Origin of the sequence: Enterobacter sp. S-33 (assembly GCF_028735835.1) — a bacterium.
In the GTDB taxonomy this organism is placed as follows: domain Bacteria; phylum Pseudomonadota; class Gammaproteobacteria; order Enterobacterales; family Enterobacteriaceae; genus Enterobacter; species Enterobacter vonholyi.
Genome location: NZ_CP117838.1, coordinates 2592747 through 2614285 on the forward strand (window position 1 = coordinate 2592747; position 21539 = coordinate 2614285).

Consider the following 21539-nt stretch of genomic DNA (forward strand, 5'->3'; position numbering starts at 1 on the left):
ATTCTGAAATCAAGGGTTGACAACACGCCATCGAACTAGTTAACTAGTACGCAAGTTCACACGAGAAAGGTATCTGAAAATGACAGCGCATTTCACTCTGCACGGTTGGTGGCGTACTTCCTGATCTTCGGGCGGTGTCACGCGTCTGCGAAATGCAAACAGATACCCAGCCCGCTTCCAAGCGGGCTTTTTTTTGAACAGAAAATGAGAACAATATAATGCAAACAGCCAAACCTCATCTCGAACTGCTGACCTGCGAGGCGGCCTACCGCCACAACCCGACCGCGCTGTTTCATCAGGTGTGCGGGGCACGCCCGGCAACGCTGCTGCTGGAATCTGCGGACATCGACAGCAAGGACGATCTCAAGAGCCTGCTGCTGGTCGACAGCGCGTTGCGTATTACCGCTTTAGGTGACACCGTCACAATTAAGGCTTTATCAGACAATGGCGCCTCGCTGCTGCCGCTGCTGGATGCCGCCCTTCCTTCAGGCATTGAAAATGAACGTCATCCAGAAATGCGTATTCTGCATTTCCCGCCGGTTAGCCAGCTGCTGGATGAAGACGCGCGCCTCTGCTCCCTGTCCGTCTTTGATGCCTTCCGCCTGCTGCAGAACCTGGTCACCGTTCCGCACGATGAGCGTGAAGCGATGTTCTTTGGCGGGCTGTTTGCCTATGATCTGGTCGCCGGCTTTGAAGATTTACCGGAAACCGAGCAGGGCAATCGCTGCCCGGACTATTGTTTCTATCTGGCCGAAACCCTGCTGGTGATCGACCATCAGAAACAATACACCCGCATTCAGGCCAGCCTGTTCACGCCTTCGACCGCTGAGAAAAACCGTCTTGAGCATCGCATCGCGCAGCTTCAGCAGCAGATGACGGAAGCGCCTCCTGCGCTTCCGGTGCAGCGAGTGGAAAAAATGACCTGCGATGTGAACCAGACCGACGATCAGTACGGCGCCGTGGTTCGCCAGATGCAAAAAGCGATTCGCGCCGGGGAAATTTTCCAGGTTGTACCGTCCCGTCGCTTCTCACTGCCCTGCCCGTCTCCGCTGGCGGCCTACGACGTGCTGAAGAAAAGCAATCCAAGCCCGTACATGTTTTTCATGCAGGACAACGACTTCACGCTGTTCGGCGCCTCGCCGGAAAGCTCGCTGAAGTACGACGCCACCAGCCGCCAGATTGAAATTTACCCGATCGCCGGAACCCGTCCGCGCGGACGACGCGCCGATGGCTCGCTGGATCGCGATCTCGACAGCCGCATCGAGCTGGAAATGCGCACCGACCACAAAGAGCTCTCCGAGCATCTTATGCTGGTTGACCTGGCGCGTAACGACCTGGCACGCATTTGCACCCCGGGCAGCCGCTACGTGGCGGATCTGACCAAAGTTGACCGCTATTCGTTCGTGATGCACCTGGTCTCTCGCGTGGTCGGTGAGCTGCGCCACGACCTCGACGTGCTGCACGCCTACCGCGCCTGCATGAATATGGGCACCCTGAGCGGCGCGCCGAAAGTGCGCGCCATGCAGCTGATTGCCGCCGCCGAAGGGCGTCGTCGCGGCAGCTACGGCGGCGCGGTGGGTTACTTCACCGCCCACGGCGACCTCGATACCTGCATCGTGATCCGCTCCGCCTATGTAGAAGACGGCATTGCCACCGTCCAGGCGGGAGCCGGGATTGTTCTTGATTCCGTTCCGCAGTCTGAAGCTGACGAAACGCGCAGTAAAGCCCGAGCGGTCCTTCGCGCCATTGCTACCGCACACCATGCACAGGAGATTTTCTGATGGCTGACATTCTGCTGCTCGATAATATCGATTCCTTTACCTACAACCTGGCAGATCAGCTGCGTGCGAATGGCCATAACGTCGTTATCTATCGCAACCACGTGCCGGCCCAGACCTTGATTGACCGTCTGGCAACCATGCAAAACCCGGTGCTGATGCTCTCTCCTGGGCCTGGCGCACCGAGCGAAGCGGGCTGTATGCCGGAGCTGCTGACCCGTATGCGCGGCAAGCTGCCGATTATCGGCATCTGCCTCGGCCATCAGGCGATTGTTGAAGCCTACGGCGGCTACGTTGGCCAGGCGGGAGAGATCCTGCACGGTAAAGCGTCCAGCATTGAACATGACGGCCAGGCAATGTTTGCCGGGCTGCCGAATCCGCTCCCGGTCGCGCGCTACCACTCGCTGGTCGGCAGCAACATTCCCGCCGGGCTGACGATCAACGCCTCGTTTGAAGGGATGGTGATGGCGGTGCGTCACGACGCGGATCGCGTCTGCGGGATGCAGTTCCATCCGGAATCCATCCTGACCTCTCACGGTGCTCGCCTGCTGGAACAGACGCTCGACTGGGCGTTACAGAAGCTGGAGCAGACCAACACCCTGCAGCCGATTCTGGAAAAACTGTACCAGGCGCAGACCCTGAGCCAGCAGGAGAGCCACCAGCTCTTCTCCGCCGTGGTTCGCGGTGAGCTGAAGCCGGAACAGCTGGCGGCCGCGCTGGTGAGCATGAAGGTCCGCGGCGAAAGCCCGCAGGAGATCGCCGGTGCCGCTACGGCCCTGCTGGAAAATGCCGCCCCGTTCCCGCGCCCGGACTATCAGTTTGCCGATATCGTCGGTACCGGCGGTGATGGCAGCAACAGTATCAATATTTCAACCGCCAGCGCCTTCGTAGCGGCAGCGTGTGGTTTAAAGGTCGCGAAGCACGGTAACCGCAGCGTGTCCAGCCGGTCAGGTTCTTCCGATCTGCTCGCCGCATTCGGCATTAATCTCGATATGAACGCCGAACGTTCCCGTGAAGCGCTGGATGACCTGGGCGTCTGCTTCCTGTTTGCGCCGAAGTATCACACCGGTTTCCGCCACGCGATGCCGGTTCGTCAGCAGCTTAAAACCCGCACGCTGTTTAACGTGCTCGGCCCGCTGATCAACCCGGCGCACCCGCCGCTGGCGCTGATCGGTGTCTACAGCCCGGAGCTGGTCCTGCCGATTGCCGAGACGCTGCGCGTGCTGGGTTACCAGCGTGCCGCCGTGGTGCACAGCGGCGGAATGGACGAAGTGTCACTGCATGCGCCGACGCTGGTGGCCGAACTGCGCGACGGTGAAATCCTGAGCTACCAGCTCGAAGCCGATGACTTTGGTTTAACTCCGTATCACCAGGAAGCGCTGGCAGGCGGTACCCCGGAAGAAAACCGTGACATTCTGACGCGCTTATTACAAGGTAAGGGAGAGGTCGCTCATGAGGCCGCCGTTGCCGCCAACGTCGCCATGCTGATGCGTTTGCACGGTGAGGAAGACCTGAAGGCCAACGTTCAAAAAGTTCTGGATGTACTGCGCTCCGGTGCAGCTTACGATCGCGTTACCGCACTTGCGGCAAGAGGGTAAAGAATGCAGACCGTTTTAGCGAAAATCGTTGCCGATAAGGCCATCTGGGTGGAAGCCCGCAAGCAACAGCAGCCGCTTGCCAGTTTTCAGAACGACGTCGTCCCTAGCAGCCGTCGTTTCTATGACGCCCTGCAGGGTGCGCGCACCGCGTTTATTCTGGAGTGCAAAAAAGCGTCCCCGTCCAAAGGCGTTATCCGTGACGATTTCGACCCGGCGCGCATTGCCGGTATTTATAAGCATCATGCCTCAGCCATCTCCGTGCTGACGGATGAGAAATATTTTCAGGGCAGCTTCGATTTTCTGCCGATCGTCAGCGGCATCGCGCCGCAGCCGATCCTGTGCAAAGACTTTATTATCGACCCTTATCAGATTTGGCTGGCGCGCTTTTACCAGGCCGACGCCTGCCTGCTGATGCTCTCGGTGCTTGACGACGAGCAGTACCGCCAGCTCTCTGCCGTGGCGCACAGCCTGAAAATGGGCGTGCTGACCGAAGTGAGCAACGAAGAGGAGCTGGAGCGCGCGATTGCGCTGGAAGCCAAAGTGGTCGGCATCAATAACCGCGATCTGCGCGATCTGTCAATCGACCTGAACCGCACGCGCCAGCTGGCGCCGCGTCTGGGCGCTGGTGTCACGGTGATCAGCGAATCCGGCATTAACAGCTACGCCCAGGTGCGCGAGCTGAGCCACTTCGCCAACGGTTTCCTGATTGGCTCCGCCATGATGGAACATGACGATCTCAATGCGGCAGTGCGTCGCGTGCTGCTGGGTGAAAACAAAGTCTGCGGCTTAACCCGCGAACAGGACGCCCAGGCCGCGTATGAAGCCGGAGCGATTTATGGCGGGCTGATTTTTGTGGATTCCTCTCCTCGCGCGGTTAGCGAAGAGCAGGCGCGTAAGATCATCGCCGCGGCACCGCTCAGCTATGTTGGCGTGTTCCGCAATGCGGATATCGCAGAGATGGTTGTAAAAGCCGACGCGTTATCCCTGAGCGCGGTGCAGCTGCACGGCGATGAGGATCAGGCCTATATCGATGCCCTGCGCGCCGCGCTGGCGCCGCAGGTACAGATCTGGAAAGCGCAAAGCGTTGGCGATACGTTGCCCCCGCGTAACCTGAACCACGTGGATAAATACGTCCTCGATAACGGCCAGGGCGGAAGCGGCCAGCGTTTTGACTGGTCTCTGCTGAACGGCGAAAAGCTGGACAACGTCCTGCTGGCGGGCGGATTAAGCCCGGACAACTGTGTAGAAGCCGCGAAAACCGGCTGCGCAGGCCTCGATTTCAATTCAGGCGTAGAGTCCCAACCGGGTATCAAAGATGCCAGCAAGCTGGCCTCGGTTTTTAAAACTCTGCGTGCATATTAAGGAAGAGAAGATGACGACATTACTTAACCCGTATTTTGGTGAGTTCGGCGGGATGTACGTCCCGCAAATCCTGATGCCCGCGCTGCGCCAGCTGGAAGAAGCGTTTGTCAGCGCGCAAAAGGATCCGGCGTTTCAGGCTGAATTTACCGACCTGCTGAAAAATTACGCCGGTCGTCCGACCGCGCTGACCAAATGCCGCAATCTGACGGAAGGTACGAAAACCACGCTGTATCTTAAGCGTGAAGACCTGCTGCACGGCGGCGCGCATAAAACTAACCAGGTGCTGGGCCAGGCGCTGCTTGCGAAGCGTATGGGCAAAACCGAAATCATCGCCGAAACCGGCGCAGGCCAGCACGGCGTGGCCTCGGCGCTCGCCAGCGCCCTGCTCGGCCTGAAATGCCGCATCTATATGGGGGCGAAAGACGTTGAGCGTCAGTCTCCGAACGTCTTCCGTATGCGCCTGATGGGTGCGGAAGTGATCCCGGTGCACAGCGGCTCCGCGACGCTGAAGGATGCCTGTAACGAAGCGCTGCGCGACTGGTCCGGCAGCTATGAAACCGCGCACTATATGCTCGGAACCGCGGCGGGCCCGCACCCGTTCCCGACCATCGTGCGCGAATTCCAGCGCATGATCGGGGAAGAGACCAAAGCGCAGATCCTTGAAAAAGAGGGTCGCCTGCCGGATGCGGTGATCGCCTGCGTCGGCGGCGGGTCAAACGCCATCGGCATGTTCGCAGACTTTATCGACGACACCAGCGTGGGTCTGATTGGCGTTGAGCCTGCCGGTCACGGCATTGAATCAGGTGAACACGGCGCGCCGCTGAAGCATGGCCGCGTGGGGATCTACTTCGGCATGAAATCCCCGATGATGCAGACCGATGAGGGCCAGATTGAAGAGTCTTACTCTATCTCTGCCGGCCTCGACTTCCCTTCCGTCGGGCCGCAGCACGCCTATCTGAACAGTACGGGTCGCGCGGACTATGTCTCCATTACCGATGACGAAGCGCTGGAAGCGTTCAAAACGCTGTGCCGCAGCGAAGGGATCATCCCGGCGCTGGAGTCTTCACACGCTCTGGCCCATGCGCTGAAAATGATGAAAGACAATCCGGAAAAAGAGCAGCTGCTGGTGGTAAACCTTTCCGGACGCGGTGACAAAGACATCTTCACCGTTCACGATATTCTGAAAGCACGAGGGGAAATCTGATGGAACGCTACGATAACGTATTTGCAGAACTGAAATCCCGCCAGGAAGGCGCGTTCGTTCCCTTCGTCACCCTGGGCGACCCGGGCCCGGAACAGTCGCTGAAGATTATCGACACCCTGATTGAGGCCGGTGCCGACGCGCTGGAGCTGGGGATCCCGTTCTCTGACCCGCTGGCGGATGGCCCAACCATTCAGAATGCGACGCTGCGCGCGTTTGCCTCTGGTGTGACGCCAACCCAGTGCTTTGAGATGCTGGCGGCAATTCGCCAGAAGCATCCGACCATTCCCATTGGCCTGCTTATGTACGCCAACCTGGTGTTCAACCGCGGTATCGATGAGTTTTACGCCGAGTGCGCACGCGTAGGCGTCGACTCCGTTCTGGTCGCCGACGTGCCGGTCGAGGAGTCCGCGCCGTTCCGCCAGGCTGCGATGCGTCACAACGTCGCCCCGATTTTCATCTGCCCGCCGAACGCGGATGACATACTGCTGCGCCAGATAGCCTCTTACGGGCGCGGTTACACCTACCTGCTCTCCCGCGCAGGCGTGACCGGTGCCGAGAATAAAGCCGCCCTGCCGCTGCATCATCTTGTGGAAAAGCTGGCCGAGTACCATGCCGCGCCGCCGCTGCAGGGGTTCGGGATCTCTTCTCCGGATCAGGTCACCGCGGCGATTGACGCGAAGGCTGCGGGTGCCATCTCTGGCTCTGCAATTGTGAAGATCATCGAGAAGAACGTGGATAAACCCGAGCAGATGCTGGCCGAGCTGAAAGCGTTTGTGACTGCCATGAAGGCGGCGACGCGTAAAGCCTGACCCCTCCACCGTCTGGCACCCCTGCCAGACGGTTACCCTTTCTTCCCCGCCTTCAACAAAGTATTACGTCAAAATTGATCCTTTCGATATTTTCGGTGTGAATGGCTTTTCAAACTGTTATGTAAGCGTATGATCTGGACTCTTTTTTATCTTTAATCCTTCTGAGTTCAGAGGCTTATTCATGTCATGGCAATCCTTCAAACAGGCTTACCTGGTTAAGTTCTGGTCACCCGTTCCGGCTGTTATCGCGGCTGGCATTCTCTCTACCTACTATTTCGGCATTACCGGCACCTTCTGGGCCGTGACCGGCGAGTTCACCCGCTGGGGTGGTCAATTGCTGCAGCTCGCTGGCGTGCATACCGAAGAGTGGGGTTACTTTAAACTCATCCATCTGGACGGCACGCCGCTTACCCGCATCGACGGGATGATGATCATCGGCATGTTCGGCGGCTGCTTCGCGGCGGCGCTGTGGGCAAACAACGTTAAGTTGCGTATGCCCAAAAGCCGGATCCGCATTCTTCAGGCAGTTGTCGGCGGTATCATTGCCGGGTTTGGCGCCCGTCTGGCGATGGGCTGTAACCTGGCCGCTTTCTTTACGGGGATTCCTCAGTTTTCGCTTCACGCCTGGTTCTTTGCCGTCGCCACGGCCATCGGCTCTTACTTTGGCGCAAAATTTACCCTGCTGCCGCTGTTTCGCATTCCAGTGAAAATGACCAAAGTCAGCGCAGCGTCTCCGTTAACCCAGAAGCCCTCTCAGGCACGCCGCCGTTTCCGTCTCGGAATGCTGGTCTTTTTCGCTATGGTGGCATGGGCGCTGTGTACGGCTCTGAACCAGCCCAAACTCGGTCTGGCGATGCTGTTCGGCGTGGGTTTTGGTCTGCTCATTGAACGCGCGCAGATCTGCTTCACCTCCGCGTTTCGCGATATGTGGATCACCGGCCGCACGATGATGGCGAAGGCGATTATCGCCGGGATGGCGGTCAGCGCCATCGGCATCTTCAGCTATGTTCAACTGGGCGTCGAACCGAAAATCATGTGGGCCGGTCCTAACGCGGTCATTGGCGGCCTGCTGTTCGGCTTCGGGATCGTGCTGGCCGGCGGGTGTGAAACCGGCTGGATGTATCGCGCCGTTGAAGGTCAGGTGCACTACTGGTGGGTGGGTCTTGGGAATGTGATTGGCTCGACGATCCTGGCGTACTTCTGGGACGATTTGTCCCCGGCGCTTGCCACAAGTTGGGACAAGGTCAACCTGCTGAGCACCTTTGGGCCTCTCGGCGGCCTGCTGGTCACCTACGCCCTGCTGCTGGTCGCTTTTTTACTGGTCGTCGCACAGGAGAAACGTTTCTTCCGCCGTGCGAGCGTTAAAACAGAAACGCAGGAGAATGCAGCATGAAAGAAATCGTGCCTGATTATCGTCTGGATATGGTTGGCGAGCCCTGTCCATATCCGGCGGTGGCTACGCTTGAAGCGCTACCGCAGCTAAAGAAAGGGGAAATTCTGGAGGTGGTGAGCGACTGCCCGCAGTCCATCAACAACATACCGCTGGATGCAAAAAACCACGGTTATACGGTGCTGGATATCCAGCAGGATGGCCCAACCATTCGCTATCTGATTCAAAAATGATCGCTAAGGGTCTCGCCAGAGGCCTTTATCGTATTGAATTATAAGACATCTTGATCCACGGCAAAAACGCTATTTTTGACTTAAGTAAAATCTCATTTCCCTTTAGAAGGAGGTTTTCACGATTTGATGTATTTACGAGCTTTACTGGTTTTCGCCTTATTGATTCCCTTCCATGCGCTGTCCCTGAATTTCTCTTCCACCTTCCTGCGCCTTGATTGTCCGCAAAGAGGACTTGTCGAGGTTATTCTGCACGTCTATGACCATACCCAGGAACGATGGCACGGTCATTTTGAAACCGGTGCGGGACATAAACGTGCGGGTGATACCGAAATTATCCCGTTTGCAAACGGCGATATTCTCTTCCATTCCCTGTCCAGCGACGCTTTCAGCTATTTATACGATGGGGAAACGATCCTGAGGCACTGCGTAAAGCTTGATGAGCGGCCGGTTTATCCGTCGTTTTGAAGTGAGCAAAGCAAACTGGCCACAGGGTGGCCAGTTTGAAGGGGGATTAGAAACGATAACCCGCGGAGAACATAAACACCCACGGATCCAGGCGAGTATTGATGCTTTGCTGCTGACCGCCCGCCTTGAAGCGTACGTCCGTATCAATATCCATATACCAGACGGAGGCGTTAATTAACCAGTCGCGGTTAATCAGGTAATCCAGACCGACCTGCCCTGCCATGCCCCACGAATCTTTCAGGCTGAGGTCAGTCAGACCGGCCTCTTTACCGGTATCGTTAAACTTCTCGTCAAAGAAGGTGGTGTAGTTCACACCGGCGCCAATATAAGGGCGCACCTTGCTGCTTGAGTCGCCAAAGTACCATTGCGCCATCAGCGTTGGCGGTAAATGGTGAACCGTGGCGATATCACCGGTTGCGCCCAGACCCACGCGATGACGGAACGGCGTTGCAGCAAGAAGCTCAACACCAACGTTTTCCGTCGCCATATAGGTGAACGTTAACCCTAACTGGGTGTTATTACTGACGTTAAAACCGCCCATACCCAGCACGTTATCCGATCCTTCAGTTGGGCGAACCGTAGCCGAACCGGCACGAATAAAGAATTCGCCTGCTTCATGCGCGTACGCGCCGCCAGAGAGACTGCTTAATACAAGGGCTGCCACCGCTAATTTTTTCATATCCGCTCCATCGTTGTGGTTTTAATCGCGGATGAGAATATACTCACAAAAGGGTAATAAGTGATCTGCCACAGATCACATTAAAACCAGTAACTTAACATTCATTGATCTGGGTTAATTTTTTGTGGCGCGTTCAAAAGCGATAAGTTGTTTCCATGTCAATTTTTGGCATTTCACGGTTACAAAATTTTCCCTTTTCCCCCTCTTGCTCTTCCTCTGGCGGCTGGATAATTTATCGCTCTCACAAATTGATTTGATGCGTTCTTCTTTTGCAGGTGTGCCATGAGTGATATCAACCCGTGCATGACGTGCGGAGCCTGTTGTGCGTATTTTCGAGTCTCTTTCTACTGGGCCGAAGCCAGCGATGGCGGCGGTACCGTTCCGGTTCATCTTACCGAGCCGTTAACCCCCTTTCTGCGCTGCATGAGCGGCACGAACCAAAAGCAGGCTCGCTGTGTGGCGCTACAGGGTGAGCCTGGGGTCTCTACCCGATGTTCCATCTATGAGGATCGCCCCAGCCCGTGCCGGGAATTTGCCATGTCGGGGGAAGATGGCCAGGTCAACGAAGCCTGCAATCGCGCACGCGCACGCGTGGGATTACCGCCGCTTTACAAAGATATGCTTTTCCATACAAGCCTTGATGCTGCCACAGCAGGTGCATCCGGTGTACAATTGCCGGCTAATTAACACCTGCAATACTCAAGGAGAGTGCATGTCTATCACGGCGAAGTCTGTCTACCGTGACACGGGAAACTTTTTCCGCAATCAGTTCATAACCTTTTTACTGATCGCGTTGCTTTGCGCCTTTATCACGGTGGTGCTGGGTCATGCGTTTTCACCTAGTGAAGAACAGATTGCCAGCCTGAGCCAGGGCGACCATCTTGCGGGTAGCGTTGGGCTGTTTGAACTGGTGCAAAACATGACGCCGGAACAGCAGCAAATCCTGCTGCGCGCCTCTGCCGCGTCCACCTTCTCGGGCCTGATTGGTAATGCAGTTCTGGCGGGCGGCGTTTTGCTGATGATTCAGCTTGTATCGGCGGGTCACCGGGTCAGCGCCTTACGGGCGATTGGTGCCAGCGCGCCGGTCTTACCTAAGCTGTTTATCCTGATCTTTTTGACCACCCTGCTGGTGCAGATGGGGATAATGCTGGTCGTGGTGCCGGGCGTACTGCTGGCTATCGTGCTCTCGTTTGCCCCGGTGATGGTCGTGCAGGATAAGATGGGTATTTTTACCGCGATGCGCAGCAGCATCCGACTGGCATGGGCTAATATGCGTCTGGTGGCTCCCGCCGTGATCGGCTGGCTGCTCGCCAAAACGCTCCTGCTGTTGTTTGCACCGAATTTTGCGGTATTAACGCCGAACGTTGGCGCGGTAGTGGCGAATACGCTGAGCAACCTGATTTCAGCGGTACTGCTGGTCTATCTGTTCCGCCTGTATATGTTAATTCGTCAGTAATCCAGAGGCGGGAGGCATCGCAGCCTCCCGCCCCGCTCAGAAGATGGAATCACAGAATGAAGCAGTTTCTTGATTTTTTACCGCTCGTGGTCTTTTTTGCTTTTTATAAGCTGTACGATATTTATGCCGCGACCACTGCGCTGATCGTTGCAACGGCAGTTGTTCTGATCTACAGCTGGGTTCGCTATCGTAAAGTCGAAAAAATGGCGCTGGTCACCTTCGTGCTGGTCGCCGTATTCGGCGGACTGACTCTGTTCTTCCATAACGATGAATTTATCAAGTGGAAAGTGACCGTGATTTACGCCCTGTTTGCGGGCGCATTATTAATCAGCCAGTGGGTGATGAAAAAACCGCTGATCCAACGCATGCTGGGCAAAGAGCTGACGCTGCCTCAGGAAGTCTGGTCCCGTCTGAATATCGCGTGGGCGGTCTTCTTTATTCTCTGCGGTCTCGCTAACATCTATATTGCTTTCTGGCTGCCGCAGAATATTTGGGTCAACTTTAAGGTCTTCGGCCTGACCGCACTGACCCTTATCTTCACGCTGTTAAGCGGCGTATACATTTATCGGCACATGCCGCAGGACGACAAGCACTGATTAACGACTGACCAGAACGTCAGAGACAGGCGTTCTGGTCTATTCTCTCCGCTGTAAAATCATAGTAGCATCCCGCCTGAAGTCTTCCGTTACGAGTTAAAACAATGACAACAACTAACGCCCCGCAGGGCGAACTGGTTTTACGCACACTGGCAATGCCCGCTGACACCAATGCCAATGGCGATATTTTTGGCGGCTGGCTGATGTCGCAGATGGATATGGGCGGCGCAATTCTGGCAAAAGAGATCGCCCACGGGCGCGTGGTGACTGTGCGAGTGGACGGCATGACCTTCCTGCGCCCGGTTGCGGTAGGTGATGTGGTTTGCTGCTATGCGCGCTGCATCAAACGCGGCAATACCTCTATTTCAATTAACATCGAAGTGTGGGTTAAGAAAGTCTCTTCTGAGCCGATTGGGCAGCGTTATAAGGCCACTGAGGCCCTGTTTATTTATGTCGCAGTGGACAGCGAGGGTAAACCTCGTCAACTTCCGCAGGCCTGATCGACAGGCAAAAAAAAGCCTCCTTTCGGAGGCTTTTTTATTCCATCTGCGCCCCGCCGTTCAGGCGGAAAACGATATTCACAATCAATCCGCTGCCCGGCTTGCCTGGCTCATAACGCCATCTGCGCATTGCAGATTTCACTTCGCGCTCAAACATATTAGAAGGCTGAGCGGACAAGATTTCCACGTTATCCACTCGGCCATCCGCAGTCACGTCAAATTTCACCCTCACGCGGCCTTCAATACGCAAAGCCTGAGCTCGCGCCGGATACTGAGGCTGGTTGCGGCTTACGGCACGCGGGCCCGCTGGCGTACTAACCGTTGGCTTTGATGTCGTTGCCGTATTGTTCATCACCGGACGTGAAGGCGCTGCATTTTCAACCGGCTGGGTCGCACGCGGTTCAACCGGACGTTCCTCACGTTTCGGACGCTCCTCGACCTTCTTCACCGGCTTTGGCTTCGGCTTAGGTTTTGGCTTCGGTTCAGGCTTGTGGATCACCACCGGGGCTTCCTTCGGTGGCTCCGGAACGGGCTCGGGTTCTGGCTCAGGTTCAGCCACCGGCTGTGGTGGTGGAGGGGCAACCTGCGGCGGTTCAAGATCCGCTGGCGAGACCATCGTTACCGAAATCGGCTGCGCGGGCGCGGGCATTTCAATAACCTGATGAACCGAGGTATACAGCAAACCCGCCACAACGGCACCGTGAATCACGACGGAAAGCAGCGTCGACCAGGGAAAGCGGCGAGGTAAATCAAGGGTCATCGAAGTCATATTCATCAACGTTAAAAAACCGAACCATGATTTTAAATGCAAATAGCAATCATATTCAATAAGACACTATGCTCTGGCGCAACTTTAGCGCCTGAGAGGCCAAAAAAGACGCAGTCAGATCAGGGTATTAACATTGTTTTTATTTTACATTGCAGTCGTTTGCCCTTTCACATAACGTAACTGACACTTTTACCGGTTAAGGAGCTTCGCCGTGTTTTACGTAATTTACTCTGAAGATGTTGCTGATTCGCTCGAAAAACGCCAGTCTGTGCGCCCTGCGCATCTGGCACGTTTGCAGCTGCTCCAGGATGAAGGCCGATTACTGACCGCTGGCCCCATGCCCGCAGTAGACAGCAACGATCCGGGTGCTGCCGGTTTCTCCGGCTCCACGGTCATTGCTGAGTTTGAATCCCAGGAAGCCGCTCAGGCCTGGGCTGACGCAGACCCGTACGTTGCAGCGGGCGTGTATGCAAAAGTGACGGTGAGGCCGTATAAGAAAGTGTTTTAAATCAATCGTGTAAATGTAGGGCAGCAAACTAACGTTGCATTGCCCTACTACCTTTTTGAATGAAAAAAGATATAATCCATTCATCTCTTTTACTTAGAAAAGTTTGTTATGGATTATATCTTATTAGTATTATTATTGGCCGTTTGTTTTGCTAATGCTACATTTATCAGAATCAAATCGATTGCGGTGGTTATTGCATTACTGATATTTGCTTTCTGGTTTATATCAAATATGTTTACCGGAAATGGTGTAAATGATGCAGTTTATTATCATCTGAGAAGTAATGTTCACGGGACGTCTATTGATGATATATTGCCTAAAGTTTTTGCAGCCAGCATATTTATTTTGATTTCTATAGCGATAATATTTGCGTCATTCAAATTTCGAAAAAAATTGCCACGTCGCAATGCCACATTCTATAATGTTTTATTTATTTCATCCCTTTTATTTTTCGTTTTTCAATCTAATGCAACCCAAAATATATACAACTCGCTTCAGAACTTATCCTATGGGAATGGTGTAAAAGTGGCCAGGCAGTATAACAGCGTTGATTACGAAATGAATAAAAAGTACAACTATGTTTTTATTTATGCTGAGAGCCTTGAACGTTCACTGAGAAACATTGATGGCATCAATTATATACCACAAATAAGTAAACTTGCAGATCAATATCTTGAATTCACTGACATACGTCAAATTCCGGGTATGGGGTGGACAATGGCAGGTATGGTCAATACCCAATGTGCTATTCCATTAGTCCTCCCTCAAGGTAATTCAGCGAATAATATGTCACATTTCTTGGGTGGGGCTGATTGCATTGCAACACATTTGAAAAAAAGTGGATACACTACGGAATTTATACGTGGGAGTGATAAAGAATTTGCTGGAGGGGATAAGTTCTTTTCTCAGCATGGCTGGATTTATCAACATGATAAACAATATTTGCTTAATCATCACGTAGTAAATCAAAATGACATTAGCGGATGGGGTGTTCATGATGATTCGCTCATTGACCATGTATATAATGAATTTGAAAAGTTATCGACCTCAAAAGATAATTTTCTCCTCTCATTCTTAACCGTCAATACTCATCCGCCAGCAGGTACCTATTTATCTGCTTGTGATGGACATATTAATGCTGCCATCACTAACCCTATGTTTAAATCAGCAAGTTGTTCTGATTATCTTATTGGTACATTTATTAAAAAAATCATCGACTCAGACCATTTTGACAATACAATCATTGTTCTTGTTTCAGATCATTTGATGATGGCTAACGCTGCTAGTAAAGAGCTTGACAGCATTCAGGACAAGCGTAGGAACAATTTTATTATTATAAAAAAAGGAATTAAACCCACTAAAATCGCCAAACCAGGAACATTGCTGGATGTCTGGCCGACTATACTTGATATCTCTTCGGCTGATAAACCTGATTTTGGATTTGGTCACAGTTTACTTCGGAATGAAAAAAGCCAGATTTTACAATCATGGGAAAAATCTAAAAACATTAGTGATTATCTAGGGTTTTCGTCTTCACTATGGAATTACCCTTCCCTAAATGATAAATTCTCATTTAAAGATGGCAAATTGACAATTGGCCAACAAGAATACAAATGGCCTCTCTTCGGAACCGCTGATAAGAATAAAAACATCAAGAGCATTTATTTTGAAGCCTTTGCCTTAAACGCGCAAAGAATTACTGCCGAAGATAATATTCTTTTTTATATAAATAATTGTTCAGTAACATCGAAAAGTAAACAAGGCTTATGTGGTTATGAACTAACACATAATAGTACGACACAGTACCAAATAAATGAAAAAGGTATTTTCAATAGAAGAGAGCTTAACGCTGTATCTCCTTTATTTTCTCAGGAACTTATCGGCATTTCGTCTGGGCCACTTAATGTCCAGACAGGCATTAATGATAATATTCAAGAGCAAACCATGCCATATGGGATTAATTTTTACAAACTTGAAGGAGAAAATAAAAAAATAAAACTCTTGGCCAATTTTAACACATGCAATAACGTTCCAGTTGATGTGAATGCAGTAAAAAACTTGATTGGTAAAGATAGTTCGACTCTCATCATTGCTTCAAATGAGTCTGTTTTTTGTATCCCTTATGAAACCAGACCATCAGTTAATGAATTATTGCGCGCGAATGCGGCTACTGACCTGGCCCCCAGACAGCAAATAATAGGAACCTATACTAAAAGCGATACTAAGTTCATTTTAGGGAGCCCTGATATCCCATTAGATGTGTTTATAAACAAAACAAATTATAAACTCAACGAGTTATGTACCATTTTCAAAGACTGTAGCTAATTTTTATAATCTGTTGAAAGGCTCCTTCAGGAGCCTTTCAAACCATCAATGCAGCGACGCTAACCTCGCCGCAAATCCGACAAATAGCAGCCCTATCAGCCCGTTCCCCAGCTTTGCCAGTTTCTTTTTTGTTTTCAGATAACGTGTGACAAACGCGCCGGAGAAGATCAGGAAGCTCATGTACATAAAGCTTATCAACTCCAGCGTCGTCGCAAGGATCAGGAAAGAAGTGCCGGTACTCTTCGCATTCACGTCAATGAACTGAACGAAGAACGATACGTAGAACAGAATCGCTTTGGGGTTGGTCAGGCTTAACACCAGGGAACGTTTCATGATCATACTGGCAGGTTCGGGGCCGCTCTCATGCGCGTTTTTTTGACGGTTTACCACCGACCAGAGCATTTTGCCCCCCAGCCAGAGCAGATAGAAAGCCCCGAGATAGCGCACGATATTAAACAGTACCGGCGTGGTCTGGATTAATGCCGCGACGCCCGCCCAGGCGAGAAACATCAGCACCGCATCGCCAATAAATACGCCCGTAGCGGCGAGATACCCTTTTTTAACACCGTGACCGATCCCGGTTTTTAGCACGAACAGGGTATTCGGTCCTGGCACCAGAACGATAAAAAATGCGCCAACAACATACGTCCAGAAATTCAGTACGCCAAACTCCGCAAACACTTCTCCCTCCTTTTGCTAAACACAACAGGAACAACGCTGCAAATACGCTATCCCCAAAAGATCAGACGCAATAAAATCAGCGGGCACCAGTTACGGTGCCCTCATGGTTCTCAGATATCCTGGACTGCGAACAGCAACGCATTGCGGTGCCGCGTCAATCCACATTTTCTGATGGCGTGAATACGCATATTGCGGCGGGATTGTGCTTCCAGCCAACGAGCCTTGCGACGACTCACCTGTCGCAACATGCGCCAGCGCCCTACTTCTGTTCTACTGCGCTTCATGTCTACAACTCTTAAACTAACTGAGCCGCCATTATAAACCCAACCCGGCAGCAAACCAGCGCTTTTACCTGGCGTTTTTATTTGCCAGATGAATCCTGATGCGTACACTCATAACAATACGCTTTCAAAAGGATTTTTTTACCTATGACAACCTTCTACACCGTGGTGAGTTGGCTGGTCATTCTAGGATACTGGCTGTTAATCGCGGGTGTGACGTTACGCATCCTGATGAAGCGCAGAGCCGTACCCTCTGCCATGGCCTGGCTTCTGATCATTTACATCCTCCCGCTGGTGGGAATTATTGCCTATCTCTCTTTTGGTGAGCTTCATCTGGGTAAACGCCGTGCCGAGCGCGCCCGTGCCATGTGGCCCTCCACCGCGAAGTGGCTGAACGATCTTAAAGCCTGCAAACATATTTTTGCCGAGGAGAACAGCAGCGTCGCCTCCTCATTGTTTAAGCTGTGCGAGCGCCGCCAGGGGATTGGCGGCGTTAAGGGCAACCAACTGCAGCTGCTGACCTCCTCCGACGACGTCATGCAGGCGTTAATCCGCGATATTCAGCTGGCTCGTCATAATATCGAGATGGTTTTTTATATCTGGCAGCCCGGCGGGATGGCTGACCAGGTCGCTGAATCGCTGATGGCCGCCGCACGGCGCGGCATTCATTGCCGCCTGATGCTTGACTCCGCGGGTAGCGTGGCATTTTTCCGCAGCCCCTGGGCAGGCATGATGCGTAATGCCGGGATCGAAGTGGTCGAAGCGCTGAAGGTAAATCTCCTTCGCGTGTTTCTGCGCCGGATGGATCTCCGCCAGCATCGCAAAATGATCATGATCGATAACTATATTGCCTACACCGGCAGCATGAACATGGTCGACCCGCGCTTCTTCAAACAGGACTCAGGAGTAGGTCAATGGGTTGATTTGATGGCGCGAATGGAGGGGCCGATTGCCACCTCGATGGGTATCGTTTATTCCTGCGACTGGGAGATTGAAACCGGCAAGCGTATCCTGCCGCCGCCGCCGGACGGCAATATTATGCCGTTTGAGGAGGCCAGCGGTCATACCATTCATACCATTGCTTCCGGGCCGGGCTTCCCGGAGGACTTGATCCATCAGGCGCTGCTGACGGCAACCTACTCGGCGCGTGAATATCTGATCATGACGACGCCCTACTTTGTCCCCAGCGACGACCTCCTGCACGCCATCTGTACAGCCGCGCAGCGCGGTGTCGATGTGAGCATCATTTTGCCGCGCAAAAATGACTCTCTCCTGGTGGGCTGGGCCAGCCGGGCATTCTTTAGCGAACTGCTGGCCGCCGGGGTGAAAATTTACCAGTTTGAAGGCGGATTGCTCCACACCAAGAGCGTGCTCGTCGACGGTGAGCTGAGCCTGGTGGGCACGGTCAACCTGGATATGCGCAGCCTGTGGCTCAACTTTGAAATCACGCTGGTCATTGATGATGCCGGCTTTGGCGGCGATCTCGCGGCGGTGCAGGATGATTATATCTCCCGCTCGCGTCTGCTGGATGCCAGACTGTGGGTAAAACGTCCGCTGTGGCAGAGAATTGCCGAACGACTGTTTTACTTCTTTAGTCCGTTGCTGTAAAACGTGCCCAACGATGTTAAACAGGTAGTCATCATGGAAATGGATCTGAACAATCGCCTGACCGAAGACGAAACGCTCGAGCAGGCCTATGACATTTTTCTCGAACTGGCGGTTGATAACCTCGATCCCGCAGACGTGATCCTTTTTAATCTGCAGTTCGAAGAGCGCGGCGGTGCCGAGCTGTTTGACCCTTCAGAAGACTGGGCTGAGCATGTGGATTTCGACCTGAACCCTGACTTTTTTGCCGAAGTTGTAATTGGGCTGGCAGATGAAGACGGTGGTGAAATTAACGATATTTTCGCTCGCGTCCTGCTGTGTCGAGAGAAAGACCATAAGCTGTGCCATATACTCTGGCGCGAATAATAAAAAAGGCTGCGATTGCAGCCTTTTTTATTTACTCCGGCAATTTATTGCCACAGCGATGACAAAACCGCGCGTCGTGATCATGTTCACCCTGCTGGCAATGAGGACACTTGCGCTGCTGCTTGCGGCTCTGAAACGCGCTGCTCATGTGTGTGGTAATAAGTCCAGTCGGAATGGCAATCACCGAATAGCCAATCAAAATCAGCACTGACGCCACAATGCGGCCCAGCGGCGTGTGGGGAGTAATATCACCATAACCCACGGTCGTGACGGTCACAATCGCCCAGTAGACGGAGGCATTGAGCGTCGTAAAGCCATATTTGGGACCTTCTATTAAATACATCAGCGCGCCAAAAACAATCATGACGATGGCGATAAACGAGTAGAACAGAATGAGCTGATGCCGTGCGCTGACGATTGCACTCCAGAACACGCGTAATGAGGGCATAAAACGCAGTAATTTCAGAATACGTAATACGCGAATAACGCGCATCGCTCGCCAGGCAAAGACATAGCTCAGGCTGATTTCCGGCCACAGCCACATGACGTAGAGCGGCAGAATGGTGGCTAAATCAATAAATCCCCAGAAGCTGAAAACATATCGGGCCGGGTTGGGCCAGGCTATTACCCGGAGGATATATTCAGCGGTAAAAACCAGGGTAATCGCCAGCTCAAGCCAGACAAAGATGTCCCATTCGTCAAACGTCAGGTGATATTGCGTCCCGGCACCCGATTCAATAAAGATGACGACCACGCTGAGAAGCGCAAATAAACCGCAAAGACCTTCGAAGCGACGTCCGGATACCGTTTCAGGATCGAATAAAAAATGATAAAGCCGCCGACGGGCTGACGTTAATAAACGCGACACAGTTACCTCGCAAAAATAAGGGCTGACATCATGTCAGCCCTTGCGATTATAACGGGTCTACTTTCAGGCAGGAAACCGCATGTCGGAAACTGCCTTCCAGAACTGGACGCGTTTTCGCACATTCCGGCCCGGCCATTGGGCAGCGCGTGCGGAAGACGCAGCCCGACGGCGGGTTAATCGGTGAGGGCAATTCACCTTCCAGCAGCTGGATGGTCTTATTCTTTTCCAGATCCGGATCGGGGATCGGTACCGCCGACATCAGCGCTTTGGTGTAAGGGTGCAGCGGATTGTGGTACACCTCGTCATAGGTACCCAGCTCCACGGCGTGACCCAGATACATCACCAGCACGCGGTCTGAAATGTGTTTCACTACGGCCAGGTCATGCGCGATGAAGATCAGCGACAGCCCCATTTCACGCTGCAGCTTCTGCAGCAGGTTAACCACCTGTGCCTGAATGGACACGTCCAGCGCGGAAACCGGCTCGTCGCAGATAATCAGCTTCGGCTCGAGGATCAGCGCACGGGCGATACCAATACGCTGGCACTGGCCGCCGGAGAATTCGTGCGGGTAGCGGTTGATGAGGTTAGGCAACAGGCCGACTTTCATCATCATCGCCTTAACGCGATCGCGCACTTCCTGACGAGACATCTTCGGATGATAGGTCCGCAGCGGCTCGGCAATAATCTCGCCGATGGTCATACGCGGGTTAAGGGATGCCAGCGGATCCTGGAAAATCATCTGGATATCGCTGCGCACCTCGCGCCACTCGTCGGGTTTCATGCCCAGCAGATCTTTACCCAGCCAGGCCACTTTGCCGTCGGTCGCTTTTACCAGACCGATAATGGCGCGCGCAAAGGTCGATTTACCGCAGCCGGACTCTCCGACCACGCCCAGAGTTTCCCCTTCGTACAGGCGCAGCGTAACGCCATCCACCGCTTTCAGGGTCTTCGACGGCTGCCAGAACCACTGTTTTCCGTCTTTAATGTCGAAATGCACCTTAAGGTCAGCAATTTCAAGCAGCACGTTGCGTTTTTCATCTAATGCGTTCATACCAGCTCCTCCTGCGGCTTAAAGCAGGCGCGCAGACGGCCTGGTGCAAACTCTTCCAGCGGCGGAGCGCTGTTGCAGATTTCCATCGCGTGCGGGCAGCGCGGCTGGAACGGACAGCCTTTCGGCAGGCGCAGCAGGTTTGGCGGGTTGCCAGGAATGGTGAGCAGGGATTCCCCTTCCGCATCAAGACGCGGCACCGCGTTCAGCAGGCCAATGGAGTACGGGTGAGCTGGCTGATAGAAGACATCGCGCGCTTTGCCATATTCCATCGTTCGCCCGGCGTACATTACCAGCACTTTGTCACAGATGCCCGCCACCACGCCCAGGTCGTGGGTAATCATGATAATCGCCGTGTTGAACTCACGCTTCAGCTCGTTCAACAGGGTCATGATTTGCGCCTGAACGGTAACGTCCAGCGCGGTAGTAGGTTCGTCGGCAATCAGCAGCTTAGGCCGGCAGAGCAGCGCCATCGCAATCATCACGCGCTGACGCATACCGCCAGAGAACTCGTGCGGGAACATGCGCATGCGCTTGCGTGCCTCCGGCATTTTCACCGCATCGAGCATTTTGACCGACTCTTCAAAGGCTTCGGCTTTGCCCAGACCTTTGTGTAGCATCAGGACTTCCATCAGCTGCTCACCAACGCGCATGTACGGGTTCAGCGAAGTCATCGGATCCTGGAAAATCATCGAGATCTGTTCGGCGCGCAGCTTGTTCAGCTCGTGCTCCGGCAGGTTAAGGATTTCACGACCGTTGAATTTCGCGGAGCCCCCAATCACGCCGTTAGCAGCCAGCAGGCCCATTAACGCAAAGGCGGTCTGAGATTTCCCGGATCCGGATTCACCGACGATGCCGAGCGTTTCACCCGCGCGCAGGTTGAAGTTGAGATCGTTCACGGCGGTGACATCCCCGTCCGGAGTCTTAAAGGTGACGCGAAGATCTTTTACGTCCAGCAGAAGGTCGCTCCGCTGCTGCGCCTGTGGCGCGGTTGCCGTTTCAATAATTGTCATGACGG

At 53.4% G+C, this 21539-nt stretch carries 25 protein-coding genes and 1 other annotated feature; of the genes, 17 read left to right on the forward strand and 8 right to left on the reverse strand.

Annotation, left to right across the window (positions count from 1 at the left end; genetic code table 11):
• Nucleotides 1-79: 79 nt before the first annotated feature.
• The 9 genes from trpL to PUP35_RS12340 all read left to right on the forward strand — a co-directional run bounded on the left by trpL (nucleotide 80) and on the right by PUP35_RS12340 (nucleotide 8839).
• The gene (gene trpL, locus PUP35_RS22010) at nucleotides 80-124 is read left to right on the forward strand and encodes a trp operon leader peptide (protein WP_106993556.1); all 45 of its coding nucleotides are present in this window, start codon (nucleotides 80-82) and stop codon (nucleotides 122-124) included.
• Nucleotides 101-195, forward strand: a sequence feature (Trp leader region). It overlaps the preceding gene by 24 nt.
• Nucleotides 196-218: 23 nt before the next feature.
• Entirely contained in the window at nucleotides 219-1781 is a 1563-nt protein-coding gene (locus tag PUP35_RS12305) for an anthranilate synthase component 1 (RefSeq protein WP_044596563.1), read from the forward strand.
• A complete protein-coding gene (trpD, locus tag PUP35_RS12310) occupies nucleotides 1781-3376 on the forward strand; it encodes a bifunctional anthranilate synthase glutamate amidotransferase component TrpG/anthranilate phosphoribosyltransferase TrpD (protein ID WP_111965943.1) in 1596 nt (531 codons plus the stop codon). The genes PUP35_RS12305 and trpD overlap by 1 nt, the downstream gene beginning before the upstream one ends.
• A 3-nt stretch (nucleotides 3377-3379) precedes the next feature.
• Nucleotides 3380-4738, forward strand: coding sequence for a bifunctional indole-3-glycerol-phosphate synthase TrpC/phosphoribosylanthranilate isomerase TrpF (gene trpCF, locus PUP35_RS12315; protein WP_274239810.1), 1359 nt, complete (start codon nucleotides 3380-3382; stop codon nucleotides 4736-4738).
• A gap of 10 nt (nucleotides 4739-4748) precedes the next feature.
• Complete coding sequence (gene trpB / locus PUP35_RS12320; protein ID WP_024907111.1) at nucleotides 4749-5942, forward strand: tryptophan synthase subunit beta; 1194 nt, start codon at nucleotides 4749-4751, stop codon at nucleotides 5940-5942.
• Complete coding sequence (trpA, locus tag PUP35_RS12325) at nucleotides 5942-6751, forward strand: tryptophan synthase subunit alpha (protein ID WP_274239812.1); 810 nt, start codon at nucleotides 5942-5944, stop codon at nucleotides 6749-6751. The genes trpB and trpA overlap by 1 nt, the downstream gene beginning before the upstream one ends.
• Before the next feature lie 181 nt (nucleotides 6752-6932).
• Nucleotides 6933-8144 carry a selenium metabolism membrane protein YedE/FdhT gene (gene yedE / locus PUP35_RS12330; protein ID WP_274239814.1) on the forward strand — a complete coding sequence of 404 codons (1212 nt, stop codon included), beginning with the start codon at nucleotides 6933-6935 and terminating at the stop codon, nucleotides 8142-8144.
• A complete protein-coding gene (gene yedF, locus PUP35_RS12335; protein ID WP_003856774.1) occupies nucleotides 8141-8374 on the forward strand; it encodes a sulfurtransferase-like selenium metabolism protein YedF in 234 nt (77 codons plus the stop codon). Before yedE ends, yedF begins: the two co-directional genes overlap by 4 nt.
• A gap of 126 nt (nucleotides 8375-8500) precedes the next feature.
• Nucleotides 8501-8839 (forward strand): hypothetical protein, encoded by a 339-nt coding sequence (locus PUP35_RS12340; protein ID WP_274239821.1) that lies wholly within the window; start codon nucleotides 8501-8503, stop codon nucleotides 8837-8839.
• Nucleotides 8840-8885: 46 nt separating this feature from the next.
• On the opposite strand, the gene ompW is transcribed toward PUP35_RS12340, so the two are convergent.
• Both ompW and PUP35_RS12350 read right to left on the reverse strand, forming a co-directional pair.
• Nucleotides 8886-9518, reverse strand: a complete 633-nt coding sequence (ompW, locus tag PUP35_RS12345) for an outer membrane protein OmpW (protein ID WP_136194982.1) — start codon at nucleotides 9516-9518, stop codon at nucleotides 8886-8888.
• 114 nt (nucleotides 9519-9632) lie between these two features.
• A complete protein-coding gene (locus PUP35_RS12350; RefSeq protein ID WP_274243371.1) occupies nucleotides 9633-9908 on the reverse strand; it encodes a hypothetical protein in 276 nt (91 codons plus the stop codon).
• On the opposite strand from PUP35_RS12350, the gene PUP35_RS12355 reads away from it, so the two are divergent.
• From PUP35_RS12355 to yciA, 4 genes are all read left to right on the forward strand, one after another.
• Complete coding sequence (locus PUP35_RS12355; RefSeq protein WP_021240310.1) at nucleotides 9801-10205, forward strand: YkgJ family cysteine cluster protein; 405 nt, start codon at nucleotides 9801-9803, stop codon at nucleotides 10203-10205. The genes PUP35_RS12350 and PUP35_RS12355 overlap by 108 nt on opposite strands.
• Nucleotides 10206-10230: 25 nt before the next feature.
• On the forward strand, nucleotides 10231-10974 hold the full coding sequence (locus PUP35_RS12360) for a YciC family protein (protein ID WP_033145752.1): 744 nt from the start codon (nucleotides 10231-10233) through the stop codon (nucleotides 10972-10974).
• A 56-nt stretch (nucleotides 10975-11030) separates the two neighbouring features.
• Nucleotides 11031-11570, forward strand: coding sequence for a septation protein A (locus PUP35_RS12365; RefSeq protein WP_025756566.1), 540 nt, complete (start codon nucleotides 11031-11033; stop codon nucleotides 11568-11570).
• Nucleotides 11571-11674: 104 nt separating this feature from the next.
• Entirely contained in the window at nucleotides 11675-12070 is a 396-nt protein-coding gene (gene yciA / locus PUP35_RS12370; RefSeq protein ID WP_133294585.1) for an acyl-CoA thioester hydrolase YciA, read from the forward strand.
• A 37-nt stretch (nucleotides 12071-12107) separates the two neighbouring features.
• Here the strand turns inward: yciA and tonB are convergent, their stop codons facing one another.
• Entirely contained in the window at nucleotides 12108-12830 is a 723-nt protein-coding gene (gene tonB, locus PUP35_RS12375; protein ID WP_274243268.1) for a TonB system transport protein TonB, read from the reverse strand.
• A gap of 220 nt (nucleotides 12831-13050) precedes the next feature.
• Between tonB and PUP35_RS12380 the strand changes: the two genes are divergently transcribed.
• Together PUP35_RS12380 and PUP35_RS12385 are read left to right on the forward strand one after the other, a co-directional pair.
• Complete coding sequence (locus PUP35_RS12380; RefSeq protein ID WP_008502794.1) at nucleotides 13051-13347, forward strand: YciI family protein; 297 nt, start codon at nucleotides 13051-13053, stop codon at nucleotides 13345-13347.
• Nucleotides 13348-13455: 108 nt separating this feature from the next.
• Nucleotides 13456-15672: a phosphoglycerol transferase I gene (locus PUP35_RS12385; RefSeq protein ID WP_271368161.1), complete on the forward strand. Its 2217-nt coding sequence runs from the start codon at nucleotides 13456-13458 to the stop codon at nucleotides 15670-15672.
• A 45-nt stretch (nucleotides 15673-15717) separates the two neighbouring features.
• On the opposite strand, the gene leuE is transcribed toward PUP35_RS12385, so the two are convergent.
• Nucleotides 15718-16353, reverse strand: a complete 636-nt coding sequence (leuE, locus tag PUP35_RS12390; RefSeq protein ID WP_045404924.1) for a leucine efflux protein LeuE — start codon at nucleotides 16351-16353, stop codon at nucleotides 15718-15720.
• A 110-nt stretch (nucleotides 16354-16463) separates the two neighbouring features.
• Nucleotides 16464-16637, reverse strand: a complete 174-nt coding sequence (locus PUP35_RS12395; protein WP_086379783.1) for a YciY family protein — start codon at nucleotides 16635-16637, stop codon at nucleotides 16464-16466.
• Between the two features lie 144 nt (nucleotides 16638-16781).
• On the opposite strand from PUP35_RS12395, the gene cls reads away from it, so the two are divergent.
• Both cls and PUP35_RS12405 read left to right on the forward strand, forming a co-directional pair.
• Nucleotides 16782-18242, forward strand: a complete 1461-nt coding sequence (gene cls / locus PUP35_RS12400; protein ID WP_008502791.1) for a cardiolipin synthase — start codon at nucleotides 16782-16784, stop codon at nucleotides 18240-18242.
• Between the two features lie 33 nt (nucleotides 18243-18275).
• Nucleotides 18276-18605 carry an HI1450 family dsDNA-mimic protein gene (locus PUP35_RS12405; RefSeq protein ID WP_006810881.1) on the forward strand — a complete coding sequence of 110 codons (330 nt, stop codon included), beginning with the start codon at nucleotides 18276-18278 and terminating at the stop codon, nucleotides 18603-18605.
• A 31-nt stretch (nucleotides 18606-18636) separates the two neighbouring features.
• Here the strand turns inward: PUP35_RS12405 and PUP35_RS12410 are convergent, their stop codons facing one another.
• From PUP35_RS12410 to PUP35_RS12420, 3 genes are read right to left on the reverse strand one after another with little or no spacing between them, the layout of a single operon-like run.
• Nucleotides 18637-19473, reverse strand: coding sequence for an ion transporter (locus PUP35_RS12410; RefSeq protein ID WP_274239838.1), 837 nt, complete (start codon nucleotides 19471-19473; stop codon nucleotides 18637-18639).
• Nucleotides 19474-19519: 46 nt separating this feature from the next.
• Nucleotides 19520-20524 (reverse strand): murein tripeptide/oligopeptide ABC transporter ATP-binding protein OppF, encoded by a 1005-nt coding sequence (oppF, locus tag PUP35_RS12415; RefSeq protein WP_045404928.1) that lies wholly within the window; start codon nucleotides 20522-20524, stop codon nucleotides 19520-19522.
• Nucleotides 20521-21534 carry an ABC transporter ATP-binding protein gene (locus PUP35_RS12420; protein ID WP_045404931.1) on the reverse strand — a complete coding sequence of 338 codons (1014 nt, stop codon included), beginning with the start codon at nucleotides 21532-21534 and terminating at the stop codon, nucleotides 20521-20523. Before PUP35_RS12420 ends, oppF begins: the two co-directional genes overlap by 4 nt.
• Between the last annotated feature and the right edge of the window lie 5 nt (nucleotides 21535-21539).

Coding starts and splice junctions, on each gene's coding strand:
- trpB (WP_024907111.1), top strand. CDS start 4,749: ATGACGACATTACTTAACCCGTATTTTGGTGAGTTCGGCGGGATGTAC.
- tonB (WP_274243268.1), bottom strand. CDS start 12,830: ATGACCCTTGATTTACCTCGCCGCTTTCCCTGGTCGACGCTGCTTTCC.
- PUP35_RS12355 (WP_021240310.1), top strand. CDS start 9,801: ATGAGTGATATCAACCCGTGCATGACGTGCGGAGCCTGTTGTGCGTAT.
- PUP35_RS12395 (WP_086379783.1), bottom strand. CDS start 16,637: ATGAAGCGCAGTAGAACAGAAGTAGGGCGCTGGCGCATGTTGCGACAG.
- PUP35_RS12365 (WP_025756566.1), top strand. CDS start 11,031: ATGAAGCAGTTTCTTGATTTTTTACCGCTCGTGGTCTTTTTTGCTTTT.
- yedE (WP_274239814.1), top strand. CDS start 6,933: ATGTCATGGCAATCCTTCAAACAGGCTTACCTGGTTAAGTTCTGGTCA.
- PUP35_RS12340 (WP_274239821.1), top strand. CDS start 8,501: ATGTATTTACGAGCTTTACTGGTTTTCGCCTTATTGATTCCCTTCCAT.
- ompW (WP_136194982.1), bottom strand. CDS start 9,518: ATGAAAAAATTAGCGGTGGCAGCCCTTGTATTAAGCAGTCTCTCTGGC.
- PUP35_RS12420 (WP_045404931.1), bottom strand. CDS start 21,534: ATGACAATTATTGAAACGGCAACCGCGCCACAGGCGCAGCAGCGGAGC.
- PUP35_RS12405 (WP_006810881.1), top strand. CDS start 18,276: ATGGAAATGGATCTGAACAATCGCCTGACCGAAGACGAAACGCTCGAG.
- PUP35_RS12305 (WP_044596563.1), top strand. CDS start 219: ATGCAAACAGCCAAACCTCATCTCGAACTGCTGACCTGCGAGGCGGCC.
- PUP35_RS12385 (WP_271368161.1), top strand. CDS start 13,456: ATGGATTATATCTTATTAGTATTATTATTGGCCGTTTGTTTTGCTAAT.
- PUP35_RS12350 (WP_274243371.1), bottom strand. CDS start 9,908: ATGAACCGGAACGGTACCGCCGCCATCGCTGGCTTCGGCCCAGTAGAA.
- trpD (WP_111965943.1), top strand. CDS start 1,781: ATGGCTGACATTCTGCTGCTCGATAATATCGATTCCTTTACCTACAAC.
- trpCF (WP_274239810.1), top strand. CDS start 3,380: ATGCAGACCGTTTTAGCGAAAATCGTTGCCGATAAGGCCATCTGGGTG.
- cls (WP_008502791.1), top strand. CDS start 16,782: ATGACAACCTTCTACACCGTGGTGAGTTGGCTGGTCATTCTAGGATAC.
- yedF (WP_003856774.1), top strand. CDS start 8,141: ATGAAAGAAATCGTGCCTGATTATCGTCTGGATATGGTTGGCGAGCCC.
- PUP35_RS12360 (WP_033145752.1), top strand. CDS start 10,231: ATGTCTATCACGGCGAAGTCTGTCTACCGTGACACGGGAAACTTTTTC.
- trpA (WP_274239812.1), top strand. CDS start 5,942: ATGGAACGCTACGATAACGTATTTGCAGAACTGAAATCCCGCCAGGAA.
- yciA (WP_133294585.1), top strand. CDS start 11,675: ATGACAACAACTAACGCCCCGCAGGGCGAACTGGTTTTACGCACACTG.
- oppF (WP_045404928.1), bottom strand. CDS start 20,524: ATGAACGCATTAGATGAAAAACGCAACGTGCTGCTTGAAATTGCTGAC.